We start from the raw sequence: 16,686 nt of genomic DNA on the forward strand, positions 1-16,686 counted from the left end.
CATCATTAATGAATGATGAGTACAGAGAAAAGCTAATTTTTGGTTGAAAAATGTTCATGCGTTTGCCGTGGTTTTGAATGGCCTATTGGGGCGGTTTTTAAAAAGAGAGTAAAATCTAGGTTTTATAAGAGATTGTCTAAAATAGACTGTCTCAAATGAATGAAAAGTGTCTCAGTGGCTGATAAGAAACTGAGGTGGTAATTCACAAAATCAATATGTGTTGGATATTTTAATGCTTAATAATAAAACAGTTTTAATCACTGGTGGTACAGGCTCATTTGGTAAACAGTTCATAAAAACGATCCTTGAGCGTTATTCTGAAGTCAAAAAAATCATCATTTACTCTCGAGATGAGTTGAAACAATTTGAGATTAAACAAAACTATCCTCAAAAAGATTTCCCACAACTACGTTTCTTCATCGGTGATGTGCGTGACCGTAACCGTATGGTTCAGGCTTGTGAAGGCGTAGATGTAATTATTCATGCCGCAGCGATTAAGCAAGTGGATACGGCTGAATATAACCCAACTGAGTGTATTCGAACCAACGTCGACGGTGCGGAAAACGTAATAAATGCAGCTCTTCAATGTGGGGTTAAGGACGTTGTTGCACTTTCTACAGATAAAGCATGTGCTCCAATCAATTTATATGGTGCAACTAAACTAGCATCGGACAAATTGTTTGCAGCAGCGAACAATATTAAAGGTTCTAAAGATATTCGTTTCAGTGTTGTTCGCTACGGGAACGTAATGGGTTCTCGTGGTTCGGTTATCCCATTCTTTATGCAGAAAAAAGAAGAAGGCTTATTGCCAATTACGCATGAAGAAATGACACGTTTTAATATTTCTCTGCAAGATGGCGTGAACATGGTGATGTACGCTCTTGAGCACCATTTAGGTGGTGAAATCTTTATCCCTAAGATCCCATCTTACAAGATTCTAGATATCGCAGAAGCTGTTGCTCCAGGTATTCCAACTAAAGTTGTTGGTATTCGCCCTGGTGAAAAACTTCATGAAGAAATGATCACGGATACGGACTCTCTTAATACGATTGATCTTGGTCGTTACTATGCAATTCTACCTTCAGTTTCTTTCACTTACACAGAAACTGAATATATGGACCATCATAAAGCGGAGAAAGTCCCTTTTGGCTTTAAATACAACTCAGGCACTAATACTGAGTGGGAAACGATTGAAGGTTTACGTAACCTAATCAAAGAACATGTTGATCCTAAATTTACAGTGTGAGTAAAAAAGTGATTCCATACGGCAAGCAAGATATCACTCAGCAAGATATTGATAGTGTAGTTGATACCCTTAAGTCTGATTTTTTAACGCAAGGCCCGCAAGTCCCTGCGTTTGAAAAAGCGTTAACAGAACATACTGGATCTCAGTATGCGTTAGCAGTAAATAGTGCAACATCCGCTCTGCATATTGCTTGCCTAGCTTTGGGCTTAGGCGAGGGTGACTGGTTGTGGACAACACCAGTCACTTTTGTAGCATCTGCAAACTGTGGTCTTTACTGTGGTGCTAAAGTCGATTTCGTTGATATTGATTCTGCGACTTACAATATGTGCCCTGAAAAGTTAGAGCAAAAGCTAATCACAGCTAAAGCAAATGGAACACTACCAAAAGTTGTCGTTCCAGTTCATTTGTGTGGTCAGCCTTGTGATATGGCATCTATTGCTAAATTAGCTAAAGAGTACGGCTTTAAAGTCATTGAAGACGCTTCTCATGCTATTGGTGGTAAATACCATGCTCAACCAATTGGTAACTGTGAATATTCTGATATTACTGTTTTCAGTTTTCACCCCGTGAAAATTGTGACAACGGCGGAAGGTGGCGCGGCGTTAACCAATCAGAAAGAACTGGCTGATAAAATGGCATTGTTGCGTAGTCACGGCATCACTCGAGACCCTGAACTGATGGACGGGGCTTCCCATGGTGGCTGGTACTATCAACAAGTCGATTTAGGTTTTAACTATCGAATGACTGAGCTTCAAGCTGCGTTGGGTGTGACTCAAATGCAAAGACTTGATGAGTTTGTCGCAGCACGCCACGTACTGTCTGAACGTTATAACCAATTATTGTCAGAATTGCCGTTAGTACTTCCGTATCAGTTAGAAAACACGTATTCAGGTCTACATTTATTCGTAATACGCTTGAAGCTGGATGAAATACCGTTAACACATAAGCAGGTTTTTGATGCATTACGTGAAAACGGTATTGGTGTTAATTTGCACTATATTCCAGTTCATACTCAGCCATACTTCCAAGCTATGGGTTTTTCGGATGGCGATTTTCCTGAATCGGAACGTTATTACCAAGAAGCAATATCACTCCCAATGTTCCACGGAATGACTGAAGAGCAACAAAATACAGTTGTTCATGTAGTAACTGAAGTTTTGACAGGTAAATAATGAAAATTGCAATTATCCCTGCGCGTGGTGGCAGTAAACGCATTCCTCGTAAAAACATTAAGCCTTTTCATGGCAAGCCTATGATTGCTTACTCTATTGAAGCTGCCGTTTCTTCGGGTTGCTTTGATAAAGTCATTGTTTCTACGGATGATGCAGAGATCGCTGAGGTTGCTGTGCAGTATGGTGCAGAGGTGCCGTTTTTGCGCCCTGCTAACATATCTGATGACTATGCAACGACAATGGATGTGATGCATCACGCCATTACTTGGTGCATGGATAATGGCTGGACTGTAGATGCGGTTTGTTGTTTGTACGCGACGGCTCCCTTTGTAACGCCAGAATATCTTAAACAAGGTTTCGATAAGTTAAATAAAGGCTTATTTGAGTTTGTTTTTAGTGCCGCGACTTTTCCATTCCCAATTCAAAGAGCGATCAAAATTTCATCAGGAGGAGAGGTGTCAATGTTTTCTCCTGAAAATGAACAAGTCCGCTCTCAAGATCTTGAAGAAGCCTATCATGATGCTGGTCAGTTCTATTGGGGAAAGACCGATGCGTTTTTAGAGAAAAAAGCAATATTCGCAGATCATTCTAGTGTCGTTCTGTTACCGAGAAGTCGAGTTCAAGATATTGATACTAATGAAGATTGGGATCTGGCTGAGGCATTATACTCAGCTTTAAAATAATTAGGTTTTTATGAGAGTTATCTTTAGATCGGATGCTTCAGTTTGGGTTGGTAGTGGTCATATCATGCGCTGTTTAGTACTTGCAGATGCATTGAAAAACCTCGGTCATTCAATCTCTTTTGCATGTTTATCACAGCCAGGCGACATGATCTCATACATTGAAGAGCGTGGCTTTCAGGTAATAAAGTTAAATCCGCCTAAGGAACCTAGTGAGCCTAAGCATGATGCCGACTATGAGGCTTGGCTGCAAAGACCAAGTTCTGAGGATGCGCTAGACTTTATCCAAATGGTAGGCTGTGCTGATTTAGTGGTAACGGATCATTATGCTATTAGCAACAAGTGGCAACAGCTTGTTAGACAATCAATAGGCTGCTTTTTAGTCGCTATTGATGACTTGGTTCGAGAGCATGATACTGATTTAATTGTCGATCAAACTCTTGGGCGTAAGCCTGTTGAATACTCAGGTTCTGCTCGAGCTTTAGTGGGAAGTGAGTATGCGATATTAGCCCCAAGGTTTGCTTCATTGAGAGAGCTCGCTTACATGCGGGTACCCCCTGAAACTAGACCTAAAGTTCTCATATCTATGGGGGGAATAGACAACCCCAATGCAACTTTAAAGTCATTAAAAGGCCTTGTTGGTAAAGTCTGTGCTGATTTTACGGTGTTGCTAAGCCCGAGAGCACCACACTACCAGCAGGTCAAGTCATGGTGTGACTTACACAGTAATGTCCAACATCAAGATTTTGAGGCTGATATGGCTAGTTTAATGCTTAAGCATGATATAGCTATTGGGGCGCCTGGAACAACAAGTTGGGAGCGGGCTTGTCTTGGTCTACCTAGCATTTTGATACCATTGGCCGATAATCAAAAAACGATCTGTACTCAACTGCTTCAGCATAAAGCTATTTTGAAAGTCTCTTTGGAAGATATTGAATCCCAGCTATTAGTGACCTATCAACAGGCAATGGGTCAATGGCATGAGCTGTTTATGTCGAATCTAAAACTGTGTGATGGCTTAGGGGTTCGAAGGTTAATCCTGGAAATTCAGCAGCTTATTGAACCAAGTGAGCATTCAAATCTACAGCTTGTATTTGCCACTCATGAGGACATCAAAACCGTTTATGATTGGCAATGCCACCCTAAAACTCGTGAATTTGCATTGAATACTGATATTCCTACATGGGAAGGTCACCAAAGCTGGATGAAGCGAAAGCTAGCCACAACCACTGACTTTTTTTATCTTGTTGAAGATAAGACAACAGGAAAAAAATTAGGTGTATTACGATTAGATAAAATTGAACCTAAAAATTATCTAGTATCAATCTTTGTTGCCCCTGAAGCTTACGGTTTAGGAGTCGCAACTGCTGCATTAAAAATGGCTGATGTCATACATCCAGAACTGACATTACATGCCACTGTATTTGAATATAATAAAGCTTCTCAGAAGCTGTTCAAAAAAGCGAACTATACACAGCAAAATCCTGAGACGTTTATTCGTAACCCAATTTAATGAGATTCTGATGAAAGCATATATTTCAATTGACGGTAGAAAAATAGGTCCTGACTACGCTCCTTATGTTATTGCTGAATTATCAGCAAATCATAATGGTGACATTAATCGCGCTTTTCAGATCATGGAAGAAGCGAAGAGATCAGGTGCAGATGCAATAAAACTACAAACTTATACCCATGAAACGATTACTATGGATTGTGATAGTGAAGAGTTTCAAATTCATGGTGGCTTATGGGATGGGCAGACTCTTTATAACCTTTATAAAGGTGCGCATATGCCATGGGAGTGGCATAAGCCGTTATTTGAAAAGGCAAAAGCACTTGGTATTACTATTTTCAGTTCTCCTTTCGATTTTACTGCTGTCGATTTATTAGAGTCACTGGATGCCCCAGCTTACAAGATCGCTTCTTTTGAAGTAATTGATTTGCCGCTGATCAAGCGAGTAGCTCAAACGGGTAAGCCGATGATCATTTCAACAGGAATGGCTAACGAAGAAGAAATTGCAGAAGCAATTAAAACGGCGAGAGATAATGGTTGTAAAGAGTTAGTTGTACTCCATTGTGTGAGTGGCTACCCAGCTCCTGCTGATCAATATAACTTAAAGACGATTGCTGATATTGCTGAGCGCTTTGATGTGTTATCTGGGCTTTCTGATCACACAATTGATAATGCTACTGCCGTTGCATCTGTGACGTTAGGTGCATGTTTGATAGAGAAACACGTGACTATGGATCGTAGAGGTGGCGGAGCGGATGATAGTTTCTCTCTCGAACCTCTTGAGCTTACCGCGCTTTGTAAAGATACAAAAACAGCATGGCAAGCAATGGGACAAGTCAACTACGAGAGAACGGAAGCTGAAAAAGGAAACGTAAAATTTCGTCGTTCACTCTATGTTGTTGCTGATATTAGTAAAGGTGAACCAATTACGGCTGAAAATGTGAAGAGTATCCGCCCAGGATTTGGACTACTTCCAAAATTTTATGAGGATGTGATCGGAAAAACTGCAAAAATGGAACTAAAAGCAGGAACAGCCTTGAGTTTTGAACATCTGAAATTTTAGGGTAGTGTGAAATTAATGAATAGTGCCTTTATATATTTAGCAGCCAACATAATTTCTTCTTCGATTCCCTTTATACTATTACCAATATTGACTAGAGAGCTAAGCCCAGATGAATATGGTATCGTTGGCATGTTTCAACTTCTTGTTTCTATATTTATCGCTATAGTTGGTTTAAGTACAAACGGTGCAGTGATAAGAGAATTTTATACGGACAAATCAAAAAAGGATTATAATGACTATATATATAATTGCATACTGATTGCTGTTGTAACTACAGTCCTATCAACTATATCCATTATGTTAATGGAAGAAGGATTGACAAATTTCTTTAATCTGAAAGTCGAATGGATATATTTAGCCCTTGTCAGTGGTTTTCTATTCTATTTTATAAGGTTGAACTTGAGCCAGTTTCAAGTCAATAAAATGCCAGTTAATTATGCTTATGTTCAGGTGGCATTAAGCGCAATTAATATGGGCGTAAGTATCATTTTACTTCTTTATTTCGGTTTCTCAGAAGAGTCTAGGGTTTATGGTATTTTTATCTCCTATGTGATTCTTTCTATACTATCAATATATTACTTATTCAAACATGAAAGATTAAATTTAAATGTAAAGTACGATCAAAAAAAAATTCGAGATGCATATAGCTATGGAATAAAAATAATACCTCATGTGTTGGGAGCTATGTTTTTACTTAGTGTTGACCGAATGATAATATCAAAATATATGAGTTTATCGCATGTTGGAATATATATGGTGGCGGTTCAGATATGTATGGTTTTTTCAATACTATTCGATGCAATCAACAAGGCATTCATGCCATGGTTATTTGAAAAACTCGAGAGGAATAGCATCAAAGAAAAGATTATGACAGTAAATAGAGTGTATGTATATTTTGCTGGACTTATAGTCGTCTGTTTCTTTGTTGCTTCAATTAGTTCGTATATCTATGATTTTGTAGTTTTAAATAAAGAATACGGTCTAGTTCAAGATCTATTGCCAATACTTATTGTGTCTCAAATTTTTAATGGGATATATAGTTTGGGTTCAAACTTTGTAATATATACAAAAAAAACGCAATACTTATCTATTATAACTACTCTGACTCTATTTGTTTATTTAACTCTTGGAATCTATCTTATTGTAAAGAGTGGATTGATTGGATTAGCATATGCATATATGTTATCCATGTTGATTAGGGCCATTGTGATGATGGTTGTAGTCTATAAATTGAATATTTTACCTTGGTTCGGAGATAAGCATGCCCAAGAAGATAGCTGTAATTAGTACTTACCCAAAACAAGGGAGTAAGAATATAGGTGACCAATTGATAACTCGCGCGGTTGTTGATTTGCTCAAAAAACATCACCAAGATGCTGTAATAGAAACATTTTGGAGGGCTGCTGACTGGGATGATGTAAAAAAGGGAATTGAAGAGTCTGATATTATAGTATTTGCATGTTTGATCATTAGAGAGAAAATGAATGTGATTGAATACCCATACATTGGTAATATTTTGGACTTGAATAAGCCAATCAGCATCGTTTCAGCGGGCACTTCGTTACATGTACATCGATTGGGGCAAGATATATATAACTATTTGTCCCAAGATTCGATTGAGTTACTAAAAAAACTAGACAATGTGGCTATCTCATTTAGTACTAGAGGGTACTTGACTCAGAGTTTGTGTAAGAGAATTGGTTTAAATAATGTGACTTTTGGAGGGGATGTAGCATTTTGTGAAACAAAGTGTTACGGGAAGAGCTTTGAAAAAAGAAAAAAAATTAAGGATATCGTAATTTCAGACCCACACCATGAAGAGTTTTATCTAAAGTCTTTCTTAACTTTAATAGAAGAAGTGAAAATTAGTTTTCCAGATTCTAATATTAAAATAGCTCTGCATGGAGTAAATAGGTTAATTGAAAATTTCGCTCGCGAGAATGATATCCCTTATATTAGAATATATGAAGATCCTGAGGCAGGCCTAAGAGTGTATGATCAAGTAGATATGCATATTGGTTTTAGGGTCCATGCACATGTATCCGCTTTAGCAAGAAGAAAATATTCTTACTTACTCGAACAAGATGGCCGTGGTGGAGAGTATGGTTTAACTATTGATAAAAGAATCTCGACACCTAACTTTCGAACCATGTCTATGAATCCGTTGAGACGAATTCTACATAAAATTAGATTAGTCAACAATATTACTGTTGATACGATACCAGCACAGGCTTTGGTAGCTATGATAAAACAAGATGAAGCTCAAGGATTTGAAAAATTCATAGGTCTTGAGCATAAATTAGACGAGTTCTCGGATAATATTAATAATCAGATTAAGACTCTTATATAGAACAGGAGAATAATTTTGAAGTATCATAAAAGTCTTATGAGTCTAGGTCATGAGTTGTTCCCTATCTGTAGAAGCTTGACTGGGGATGGAAACAGAAAGACACTAGATATAATTAAGAAAGAAGTTCCGGAACTTAAAGTATATTCAGTACCGAGCGGCTACAAAGCTTTTGATTGGGTTGTGCCAAGGGAGTGGAACATTGACAGCGCCTATATCAAAGATTCCAGTGGTAACGAGATTATTAATTTTAAATGCAACAATCTACATGTTGTCGGCTACTCTACTCCAGTTGATAAAAAAATTAGTTACGAAGAGCTTCAAAGCCACTTGTTTTCTCTACCAGAAAAACCTAATGCTATTCCATATATGACAAGCTATTACAGGGATATGTGGGGGTTTTGTATTTCAGAAAATGATAGAAAAAAGCTGGTTGACGATGTTTATGAAGTTAAAATTGATTCTAAATTACAAAATGGATTTCTGAATTATGCTGAAGTAATAATACCCGGAAAGACTGAGCAAGAAGTGTTTTTGTCAACTTACATTTGTCACCCATCAATGGCAAATAATGAACTTTCTGGTCCGATTGTTACAGTTGAATTGATTGAATGGATAAAGAGTCTAACAGACAGAAAATACACATACCGTGTTGTTTTTATACCGGAAACAATTGGTTCGATAGTATATCTAAGTAAAAACATGACACATATGAAACATAAAGTTGTTGCAGGATTTAATATCACTTGTGTCGGTGATGAACGGTGTTATTCATATCTTCCTTCAAGGTGCGGGAATACAATTTCAGACAAAGCCGCCAAAGCTGCTCTTGGTGAAATAGACTCAACGTATAAGAAATATACGTGGTTAGATCGAGGAAGTGATGAAAGGCAATATTGTGCTCCAGGTGTTGATTTGCCAATTGCAACTATAATGAGAAGTAAATATGCTGAATATCCTGAGTACCATACGTCATTGGATAAATTAGGCACAGTGGTTACAGAGAAGGGGCTACAAGGTGCTGTTAATGCACTAATTAAAGCAATATATTTTATTGAAGAAAATCACAAGCCAAAAATTAATGTCCTTTGTGAACCCCAATTAGGGAAAAGAGGCTTGTACCCTAATAGTAGCTCTCTGAACACTAAGAGTATTGTAAAGGATATGATGAACGTCATTTCATACTGTGATGGTGACCACGACTTATTTGATATTCATGAAAAAACTGAAGTCAGCATGAGCAGCATAATAGATATTTTGAGTAAACTGAGCAGTAGTGATTTGCTTTATGAATGATTTATATATTATAGAATCACCGTTACAGTTGTTATCTGCACAAGATGCGCTAGCTTTATCTGGTCGAAATGCTTGTTTGATAGTAAATTTTGGGATTAACGAAAAAAATAATGAACAAATAAGAAATGTACTAGAGAAGTCTCTTTGGACTGAAGTGCATTATAACACTAGACGAAAGAGTCGGTGTTTCGAGTTAATGTCATCTTTGAAAAAGATGTCATATTACTCTCTTATTTACAAAAGATCTTTCTTTGATATATATATTGGTGATTACAGAAATATAGAGTCATTAACAATCGCTTCTGTTTTAAAACATGATAGAATAGTATTGTTAGATGATGGGATATGGACACTCATAGCTCAAAATAGATTTATATCCAAAGGTAAAATACCGTATTTTGAGAGAAACAAAATTGCTTATATTAGGTATTTTTTATATTGCCTATTCTCTTTACGGAAAATAAATTATGACTTATCTCCTAATCTCTATACAACCTTCGACTTTGGAAGCTCACTTCTCAAAAATCAAGTTAACCTAAAGCCAAAGTTGGCTAAAAGAAATGTTAATATCACGAAGAATAAAGTATATTTTTATGGAGGAAAACTTTCAGAGAGTAAAATATTAGAAAGTATAGAAACTGAGCTGGAAATTTTGGAAAAGGTCTATTTCTATCTAAAGCGTGACTACGATCGTATATATTACGTCCCGCACAGGGGCGAGGGTGACTTGAAACTTAAAAGACTAGAGATTATTGGATTCGAAGTAAAAGTTATAAATAAACCGGCAGAATTGTACTTTCGACATTCATCAAGCATGCCAGAAAAAGTATGCTCTTTCTTCTCGACGGTTTTACATTCCAGCGCTATGGAATTCAATGATGTTATCATAGAGAGTATTGATATCAGGAGTCATGTTGTATCGAGAAAAGAAGACATTGATGACGTCTATACTTACTTCAGGGACATAGATATATTGGTGACAAATCTCCATGATTAGACTATATTCAGTTGTTAAGAGAATTAAAACGTTTATTTTCTCAGTCCAAGCGAAAATTAAAGTAAGAAAATTTGGCCCAAACTTTACAGTCAACAATAGATGTAATTTCACTAGTAGGACCGAGGTTGGCTCTAATTGCCATTTCAATGGTTTAAGTATACAAGGAGGCGGGTGTGTAAAAATCGGGAACAACTTTCATTCTGGGTCTGGGTGTATCTTTATTACTAGTAACCATAACTATCGAGGTGCCAAACTGCCCTATGACGAAACTAGTATTACAGAAGATATCATTGTCGAAGATAACGTTTGGTTGGGACTGAATGTACTAGTTATGCCCGGTATCACTATTGGCGAAGGAGCGATTATTCAAGCCGGATCTGTTGTTATAAAAGACGTTAAAAAGCTAGCAATAGTTGGTGGTAACCCAGCTAGGATGTTTAAGTCTCGAGACGCATTGCACTATAATGAACTAAAAAGTAAAAAATTATTTTACTGAGTTTTTATGTATAGAATAGAATTAAAAACACTTTTTAAGTGTATCATATTTTTCAACCTTTTTTTTCCTACCTTCAACAACTACTTTGATAGAACTGGAGCGACAGGAGTTCTCTTTAATAACATCACAGTTTTGTTATTAGTCTGCAGCTATTGCTATTTTATTTTCAGAAATAACGAGTTTAGGTTTGATAGAATATTGGCTTCCTATTGTGCAGTGTTTTTTTTGTACTTTTTTAATATAGTAATTTCAAATATTTTTAATGCTAATGTTATAGTGTCTGACATGTTTGAGTTATTTCGCCCTGTATACTATTTTGTTTGCTTTGTTTTTGGATACGCGTTAGTCAGGTTTGATGTAATTAGCTTAAGAGGCATTGTTCATACATACTCTAAATATATTTTGATAACCTCACTTTTTAGTCTTTTCTGCATCATATTTTTTGATTATATAGGGCGTGATTTAATTTCTTTCTACGCAAAGGATACGCTGATACCTGGAAGACGCTTCACTGGTACATTTCAAAATCCCTACGATTTCGCTTTCATCGGCACATTACCGCTAACCTATTATTTGTCTCGGTTCTATTTAAACTCTCATAAAGTTTCTATTTTGGCTATATTATCGCTGTTAGTTACTATGGCTTTTGGGCAGAGCAAATCTGGGTTTGTGAACTTTTTACTTATAGCAATGTTACTCACGTTATTTTTCGGTTTTTTCATTAGCAAAGAAAGACTAATGAAAGATTGGAGTTACTGGATTCGAATTACCACGGTCCCAATAATATTAATTTCAATTGTTGCTGGTTTTTTTGTTTTTTTTACTGACGAATTTGCTTACCTCGTAAATGGCTTAATAAGATTATCGAGTGGAGGAGATAAGTCATCACAAATTAGGCTGGAACAGTTTAATAATGCAGTGACTCTTATTAATGGCAGTGGCTTGCATCTGGCTTTTGGTTATGGTTCCTATAAAAGTTCGAGCTTAATGTTCGAGTCACTTTATTCACTATATATTTTTAGGTATGGAGCTTTGTCATTTATTTATATTTTTTCTTGGATAGTATTGCCAGTTTTTTTTCTTGTTGTTCTACGATTCAAGACGACTAAGTGCAAGCACTCGTGGTTGTATTTGGTTCTTATTTTATTCTTTATTTCCGCAGCCGTTGCAGGTGTGGGCAATAACGTAATTGATCAGGCACGGGTACCGTTGCTTTATTTTTCGTTGCTAGGAGCAGTTTTCTCTAGTGTCAATGTTAAAGGTAGTAATAATTTTGAGTAGTATTTCAGTAGTATTAGCTGTATATATAAAAACTAGTGTTTGTCATATTAAAAGATGCTTTGATAGTATTGTAAGTCAGACATTAAAACCGCATGAAATTATAGTGGTTTTCGATGGCCCTGTAACTAGAGAGCTTACTATGTTTATTTGCGATTCGAAGTTAGAATTTAGTAAAATTGGAATTGATGTGGTATTGGTCTCAACCCTATCTAACAATGGGCCAGGAGTTGCAAGAAATCTGGGGGTTTCAATATCATCTATGTCTTTTGTCGCTATTATGGATTCTGATGATTACTGTGATTCAAGTAGATTTGAAATTCAGCTGGAAAAGATACGGGAAGGTTACGATGTTGTTGGGGGGTATATAAGTGAAATCTATAATGGTTCTCATATAGTTAAGCAAGTACCCGAAAATAATGATGAAATCTTGGCTGCGTTACCTGATCGCAATGTAATGAATAATGTCACTCTGTTCGTTAAGAAAGATGCTTTTTTATTATCAGGTGGATACGCTCCTTTAAGGTACGGTGAAGATTATATTCTTTGGTTTAGATTGAAACATATTGGAGCTAGGTTCTACAACATTACTCGCCCGTTAGTTTACATTGATGCTGATGAAGATTTTTTTTCTAGACGAAGAGGGTGGCAAGTTTTTAAAAGGGAGGTTATATATATTACCTTTTTATTTAGGGAAGGGCATATTTCTAGCCTGAAATTTGTTAGGAAAGTCATGCGTGGTTTAACTATCAGGTTTTTACCATCGGGTCTTCTTGAGATTTTATATAATCGGTGTCGATAAATATGAATAAAATAATGATGGCGAACTTATCATATGAGCAACATTATGGTGGAGTTGAAAATTCAATTAGGTACTTGACTCAAGCTTTCTGTGAAGATGGTTTACAGGTTTATGTGTTGTCTGGTTCATATAGAAGTAGTACCGGTGTTAAACAAATGAATGACTTTACCAAGATTAACTTTTTCTTTCCTGGGTATAGTAATTTTTTCTTTAAAATAATATCTATGCCCGTATCTATAATTAGTATGCTTTATTACTTGTTTTATGCTAAATATATACTTGGTGTTGACTTTGTTATTTCAAGGAATCAATTTGTTGGTACTTTTGCATCGTTGGTTTTTAGACGTAAATCTGTTTTTCTTGCTCCCGGTTTTAATCATAGACAATCTGACTCAGAAAACTTGATCGAGGGAAGTAATATATTTCAACGGTTGGAAAGGAGAGCTCACGGAATGTTTGATTATCTGTGTGTAAGATTTTCCGGTCGAGTGTTTGTTTTTTCTCTTAATATGAAAAAGCAATTGCAAGAGGTTCTAAATATATTTAACTCCAATTATCAACCAGATGTTATGCTCTGTAAACCCGGTGTAGACAAGTCCCTATTTAAGCCAATAGGTTCTTTGTCAATGAAAATGTCACTAAGGCAAGAGTTGGGCATTCCGCAATACGATAAGATAATACTTTGTGTTGGTCGATGTGTTAAAGCTAAAGGTTTTGACCTGGCAGTTAGTTCATTTTCAAGCTCTAACCTTTTAGGCTTTACTCTCGTAATAATTGGAGATGGCCCCGAGTTACCTATGTTAAAGGAACTTGCAGTCAAGCATAAGTGCACAAAGGTTTTATTCTTAGGGAAACAGGATAACTTGCACAAATATTACCAAACCTCTGACTTCTTCTTTATGTCATCACGTTATGAACCCCTGGGGCAAACTATCTTGGAAGCAATAGGTTGTGGCCTACCTGTTTTGGCTTTAGGCGGTCCCACCGTCTTAACAGCAACACAAGAGTTATTGGGTAGTGATGGAGCGCTGTACTCTAAAGATAATTCACAAGAATCTATAATTGAATTGTTAGAGTCTTTGCTGACATTAACTGATTCTCAATGGAGCGATATATCTTTTCAGTCTTTTACTAAAGCCAAGAGTTTTTCCTGGAACAATCTCAGTAGAAAATTGGTAAGTGGGGAATGATGAAAGCAATTATTACTGGCGCTACTGGGTTTATAGGGCAAGAAGTAGCAAAATTATTATCAAATTCGCGCTTTGTCGTGCGTAAAAAGAATAGCTATTCAGAAGAGTTTATAATCGATGATCTAAATGGTAATACCGACTGGTCTGGCGCTTTCGAAGGTATAGATACAGTTATTCATATTGCAGGGTTAGCTCATGGTGGAACTTGGACAAAACACGACTATCATTCGGTTAATGTGGAAGCAACAGTATCTTTAGCTCATGAGGCTTTTAAAAACGGAGTAAAACGTTTTGTTTTCATTAGTTCTATCGGTGTAAACGGCGCTCAAACTTTTGGTGAACCTTTTACCGAAACTTCAAAACCCGCACCTCATAATATCTACGCTCAGTCCAAGCTACTAGCGGAAATTGAATTAAAAAAAATGTCTGAGGAAACTGACCTTGAGTTAGTAATTATTAGACCTGCTCTAGTTTATGGTTCAAAAGCACCAGGAAGTTTTTCTAAATTGGTAAGGCTTATCGATAGAGTTAGGATTGTCCCTTTTTACCATAATAATAGCAGAAGCTTCATATCAGTGCAGAACTTGGCTGACTTGATTGTTGTTTGTGCTAAACATACAAACGCACCTGGTAACACGTTTTTAGCTACAGATGGTGAGAGTGTATCAATTCGCGACTTTACAGATGCGATAGCAAGAGCTTTAAATGTGAAACTCGTTCAATTCCCATTACCTGTCAGACTTATTAAACCTTTAGCAGCTTTGTTTGGCAAAGAACATATGGTGAATCAACTTTACGGAGATTTAGAAGTTGATGTATCGCCTACACTCCAAATACTCGATTGGAAACCTCCTTTTACTATGGAAGAAGCGATGACATCACTACAAAAGCTGAGAGGATTACAGAGATGATAAGATTGCTAGATTTGACTGCATCTCTAATTGGGCTGCTATTTCTATGGCCAATATTACTAATTGTTTCATTTTTAGGGGTGTTTGATACAGGTTCTCCGCTTTTTATTCAGGAGCGAGTAGGGCGCAACAAAAAACCTTTTAAGCTTATCAAGTTTCGTACTATGTCGGTGGAAACGAATTCTGTAGCGAGCCACTTAGTTAATAATTCTTCAATTACAAAGCTCGGTGTTTTTCTAAGAAGAACCAAGATTGATGAATTGCCTCAATTAATTAACGTGGTTAAAGGGGATATGAGCCTAGTCGGGCCTCGTCCAAATCTTTTCAATCAAGAAGACCTGATTAAAGAGCGTGATGCACAAGGTGTTTATGATGTATTGCCGGGGATCACGGGGTTAGCTCAAGTACAAAACATTGATATGTCAACGCCTAAGCTACTAGCTAAAACTGACAAGCAGATGATTGATTCGTTGACATTGAAAGATTACTTTAAGTATATCTTGATGACAGCAACCGGAAGTGGTTCTGGTGACGCCGTTAAGTAGAACTTATTACAAGAATATACCCTTATTTTATTTTACGAACATGTTTGGCTATTTATGAAAATTGCAATTGCCGGTACAGGCTATGTGTAAGCGCTTAACTAACCACACATATCAATATTAAGCAGGCTTTGTCATAGTATCTTTTTAATCGGAGGTATTATGGATCAGCAAAGTAAGCGCGATCATTGGGCTAATATTTTAGAGCAGCAGAAAGAGAGTAACCTATCTATCAAGCAATTTTGTATTGATAACGAAATCAGCTACCAAACCCTTTATTACTGGTCCAAGAAACTCAGCGAGTCAGAAGTCACAACAAAAATTCACCCCATTATCGTGACAGAGCCAACACAAGAGCAGTCGAATATTGTGGTGCTGACATGTAATAATGGCCTTCGTGCCGAGTTACCAGCAAATCTTAATTCCAAACAAATAAAATATTGGGTTGATGCATTGCAATGATACAGTCAGGAAAGGTTTACCTCGTCGTTGGTGTCACCGACATGAGAAAATCCATTGATGGCTTATCACTCATTGTCGCCGAAACGCTGGAAATGGACCCATTCAGTGAAGCCTGGTTTATTTTTTGTAACCGCAATCGAGATAAACTCAAGATCTTGTTTTGGGATACCAATGGTTTTTGGCTTTATTATCGTCGCTTAGAAAAAGGGACGTTCAAATGGCCAACCCCCAATATTGATGTAAGCGCTTAACTAACCACACATATCAATATTAAGAATGCTTTGCCATAGTACCTTTTTAATCGGAGGTATTATGGATCAGCAAAGTAAGCGCGCAGGGCCGACGCATGTATAAAACGCAGTATTTTTCAGAAATCTAGGTGAAAATTTTAAAAATCACTACTAATTATCATGAATGTGTGATCTTATACCTTTCTAAAGCAAAGGTGGGAACTCCAGATGAATAAGACCAATCTATTTGAGCAATTTTTAATACTTTCAGACCCTCGACAAGAAACCAAGATAGCACATAACTTTTTCGATATCTTATTTCTTACTCTGTGCTCTATTCTTTGCGGAAGCAAAGGATGGAAAGAAATAGAAGCCTTCGGTGAGTGTAACTTGGAATGGTTACGTAATTTCAGAGAGTTTGAAAACGGTGTACCAAGTCATGACACCATCGCTAGAACAGT

General features: G+C 36.9%; 18 protein-coding genes. All 18 read left to right on the forward strand.

Annotated elements, in window-relative coordinates; all coding sequences use genetic code 11:
- Positions 1–232: 232 nt before the first annotated feature.
- Positions 233–1,246, forward strand: a complete 1,014-nt coding sequence (pseB, locus tag F8B77_RS16730; RefSeq protein ID WP_151656765.1) for a UDP-N-acetylglucosamine 4,6-dehydratase (inverting) — start codon at positions 233–235, stop codon at positions 1,244–1,246.
- Positions 1,243–2,418 (forward strand): UDP-4-amino-4,6-dideoxy-N-acetyl-beta-L-altrosamine transaminase, encoded by a 1,176-nt coding sequence (gene pseC / locus F8B77_RS16735; RefSeq protein ID WP_151656767.1) that lies wholly within the window; start codon positions 1,243–1,245, stop codon positions 2,416–2,418. The genes pseB and pseC overlap by 4 nt, the downstream gene beginning before the upstream one ends.
- Positions 2,418–3,101, forward strand: coding sequence for a pseudaminic acid cytidylyltransferase (pseF, locus tag F8B77_RS16740; protein WP_151656769.1), 684 nt, complete (start codon positions 2,418–2,420; stop codon positions 3,099–3,101). Before pseC ends, pseF begins: the two co-directional genes overlap by 1 nt.
- Before the next feature lie 10 nt (positions 3,102–3,111).
- Entirely contained in the window at positions 3,112–4,611 is a 1,500-nt protein-coding gene (pseG, locus tag F8B77_RS16745) for a UDP-2,4-diacetamido-2,4,6-trideoxy-beta-L-altropyranose hydrolase (protein WP_151656771.1), read from the forward strand.
- Positions 4,612–4,621: 10 nt separating this feature from the next.
- Entirely contained in the window at positions 4,622–5,674 is a 1,053-nt protein-coding gene (pseI, locus tag F8B77_RS16750) for a pseudaminic acid synthase (protein ID WP_151656773.1), read from the forward strand.
- 15 nt (positions 5,675–5,689) lie between these two features.
- Complete coding sequence (locus F8B77_RS16755; protein ID WP_151656775.1) at positions 5,690–6,961, forward strand: oligosaccharide flippase family protein; 1,272 nt, start codon at positions 5,690–5,692, stop codon at positions 6,959–6,961.
- A complete protein-coding gene (locus F8B77_RS16760; RefSeq protein ID WP_151656777.1) occupies positions 6,936–8,024 on the forward strand; it encodes a polysaccharide pyruvyl transferase family protein in 1,089 nt (362 codons plus the stop codon). The genes F8B77_RS16755 and F8B77_RS16760 overlap by 26 nt, the downstream gene beginning before the upstream one ends.
- A 15-nt stretch (positions 8,025–8,039) precedes the next feature.
- Entirely contained in the window at positions 8,040–9,317 is a 1,278-nt protein-coding gene (locus F8B77_RS16765; RefSeq protein ID WP_244298275.1) for a DUF4910 domain-containing protein, read from the forward strand.
- The gene (locus tag F8B77_RS16770) at positions 9,310–10,314 is read left to right on the forward strand and encodes a hypothetical protein (protein ID WP_151656779.1); all 1,005 of its coding nucleotides are present in this window, start codon (positions 9,310–9,312) and stop codon (positions 10,312–10,314) included. The genes F8B77_RS16765 and F8B77_RS16770 overlap by 8 nt, the downstream gene beginning before the upstream one ends.
- On the forward strand, positions 10,307–10,810 hold the full coding sequence (locus tag F8B77_RS16775) for an acyltransferase (protein ID WP_151656781.1): 504 nt from the start codon (positions 10,307–10,309) through the stop codon (positions 10,808–10,810). Before F8B77_RS16770 ends, F8B77_RS16775 begins: the two co-directional genes overlap by 8 nt.
- Positions 10,811–11,095: 285 nt before the next feature.
- Positions 11,096–12,091 (forward strand): hypothetical protein, encoded by a 996-nt coding sequence (locus tag F8B77_RS16780; RefSeq protein ID WP_151656783.1) that lies wholly within the window; start codon positions 11,096–11,098, stop codon positions 12,089–12,091.
- Entirely contained in the window at positions 12,084–12,890 is an 807-nt protein-coding gene (locus F8B77_RS16785; RefSeq protein ID WP_167512850.1) for a glycosyltransferase, read from the forward strand. Before F8B77_RS16780 ends, F8B77_RS16785 begins: the two co-directional genes overlap by 8 nt.
- Before the next feature lie 2 nt (positions 12,891–12,892).
- Entirely contained in the window at positions 12,893–14,080 is a 1,188-nt protein-coding gene (locus tag F8B77_RS16790) for a glycosyltransferase (protein WP_151656787.1), read from the forward strand.
- A complete protein-coding gene (locus tag F8B77_RS16795; protein ID WP_341872507.1) occupies positions 14,077–14,991 on the forward strand; it encodes an NAD-dependent epimerase/dehydratase family protein in 915 nt (304 codons plus the stop codon). Before F8B77_RS16790 ends, F8B77_RS16795 begins: the two co-directional genes overlap by 4 nt.
- Entirely contained in the window at positions 14,988–15,536 is a 549-nt protein-coding gene (locus F8B77_RS16800) for a sugar transferase (RefSeq protein ID WP_151656789.1), read from the forward strand. Before F8B77_RS16795 ends, F8B77_RS16800 begins: the two co-directional genes overlap by 4 nt.
- A gap of 159 nt (positions 15,537–15,695) precedes the next feature.
- Positions 15,696–15,995: an IS66 family insertion sequence element accessory protein TnpA gene (tnpA, locus tag F8B77_RS16805; protein WP_151656791.1), complete on the forward strand. Its 300-nt coding sequence runs from the start codon at positions 15,696–15,698 to the stop codon at positions 15,993–15,995.
- Positions 15,992–16,246, forward strand: a complete 255-nt coding sequence (gene tnpB / locus F8B77_RS16810) for an IS66 family insertion sequence element accessory protein TnpB (protein ID WP_151656793.1) — start codon at positions 15,992–15,994, stop codon at positions 16,244–16,246. Before tnpA ends, tnpB begins: the two co-directional genes overlap by 4 nt.
- A gap of 207 nt (positions 16,247–16,453) precedes the next feature.
- On the forward strand, positions 16,454–16,686 hold a 233-nt coding region (locus F8B77_RS16815; RefSeq protein ID WP_167512852.1), incomplete at its 3' end, for a transposase family protein.

The sequence above is a fragment of the Aliivibrio finisterrensis genome (genome assembly GCF_008933155.1).
Taxonomy (GTDB): domain Bacteria; phylum Pseudomonadota; class Gammaproteobacteria; order Enterobacterales; family Vibrionaceae; genus Aliivibrio; species Aliivibrio finisterrensis.

Excerpts from the sequence above, each read along its gene's own strand:
- F8B77_RS16770 (WP_151656779.1), top strand. The coding sequence starts at position 9,310 with ATGAATGATTTATATATTATAGAATCACCGTTACAGTTGTTATCTGCA.
- pseF (WP_151656769.1), top strand. The coding sequence starts at position 2,418 with ATGAAAATTGCAATTATCCCTGCGCGTGGTGGCAGTAAACGCATTCCT.
- pseI (WP_151656773.1), top strand. The coding sequence starts at position 4,622 with ATGAAAGCATATATTTCAATTGACGGTAGAAAAATAGGTCCTGACTAC.
- F8B77_RS16780 (WP_151656783.1), top strand. The coding sequence starts at position 11,096 with ATGTTTGAGTTATTTCGCCCTGTATACTATTTTGTTTGCTTTGTTTTT.
- F8B77_RS16795 (WP_341872507.1), top strand. The coding sequence starts at position 14,077 with ATGATGAAAGCAATTATTACTGGCGCTACTGGGTTTATAGGGCAAGAA.
- F8B77_RS16775 (WP_151656781.1), top strand. The coding sequence starts at position 10,307 with ATGATTAGACTATATTCAGTTGTTAAGAGAATTAAAACGTTTATTTTC.
- F8B77_RS16755 (WP_151656775.1), top strand. The coding sequence starts at position 5,690 with ATGAATAGTGCCTTTATATATTTAGCAGCCAACATAATTTCTTCTTCG.
- F8B77_RS16800 (WP_151656789.1), top strand. The coding sequence starts at position 14,988 with ATGATAAGATTGCTAGATTTGACTGCATCTCTAATTGGGCTGCTATTT.
- F8B77_RS16790 (WP_151656787.1), top strand. The coding sequence starts at position 12,893 with ATGAATAAAATAATGATGGCGAACTTATCATATGAGCAACATTATGGT.
- F8B77_RS16760 (WP_151656777.1), top strand. The coding sequence starts at position 6,936 with ATGCCCAAGAAGATAGCTGTAATTAGTACTTACCCAAAACAAGGGAGT.
- pseB (WP_151656765.1), top strand. The coding sequence starts at position 233 with ATGCTTAATAATAAAACAGTTTTAATCACTGGTGGTACAGGCTCATTT.
- tnpA (WP_151656791.1), top strand. The coding sequence starts at position 15,696 with ATGGATCAGCAAAGTAAGCGCGATCATTGGGCTAATATTTTAGAGCAG.
- pseG (WP_151656771.1), top strand. The coding sequence starts at position 3,112 with ATGAGAGTTATCTTTAGATCGGATGCTTCAGTTTGGGTTGGTAGTGGT.
- tnpB (WP_151656793.1), top strand. The coding sequence starts at position 15,992 with ATGATACAGTCAGGAAAGGTTTACCTCGTCGTTGGTGTCACCGACATG.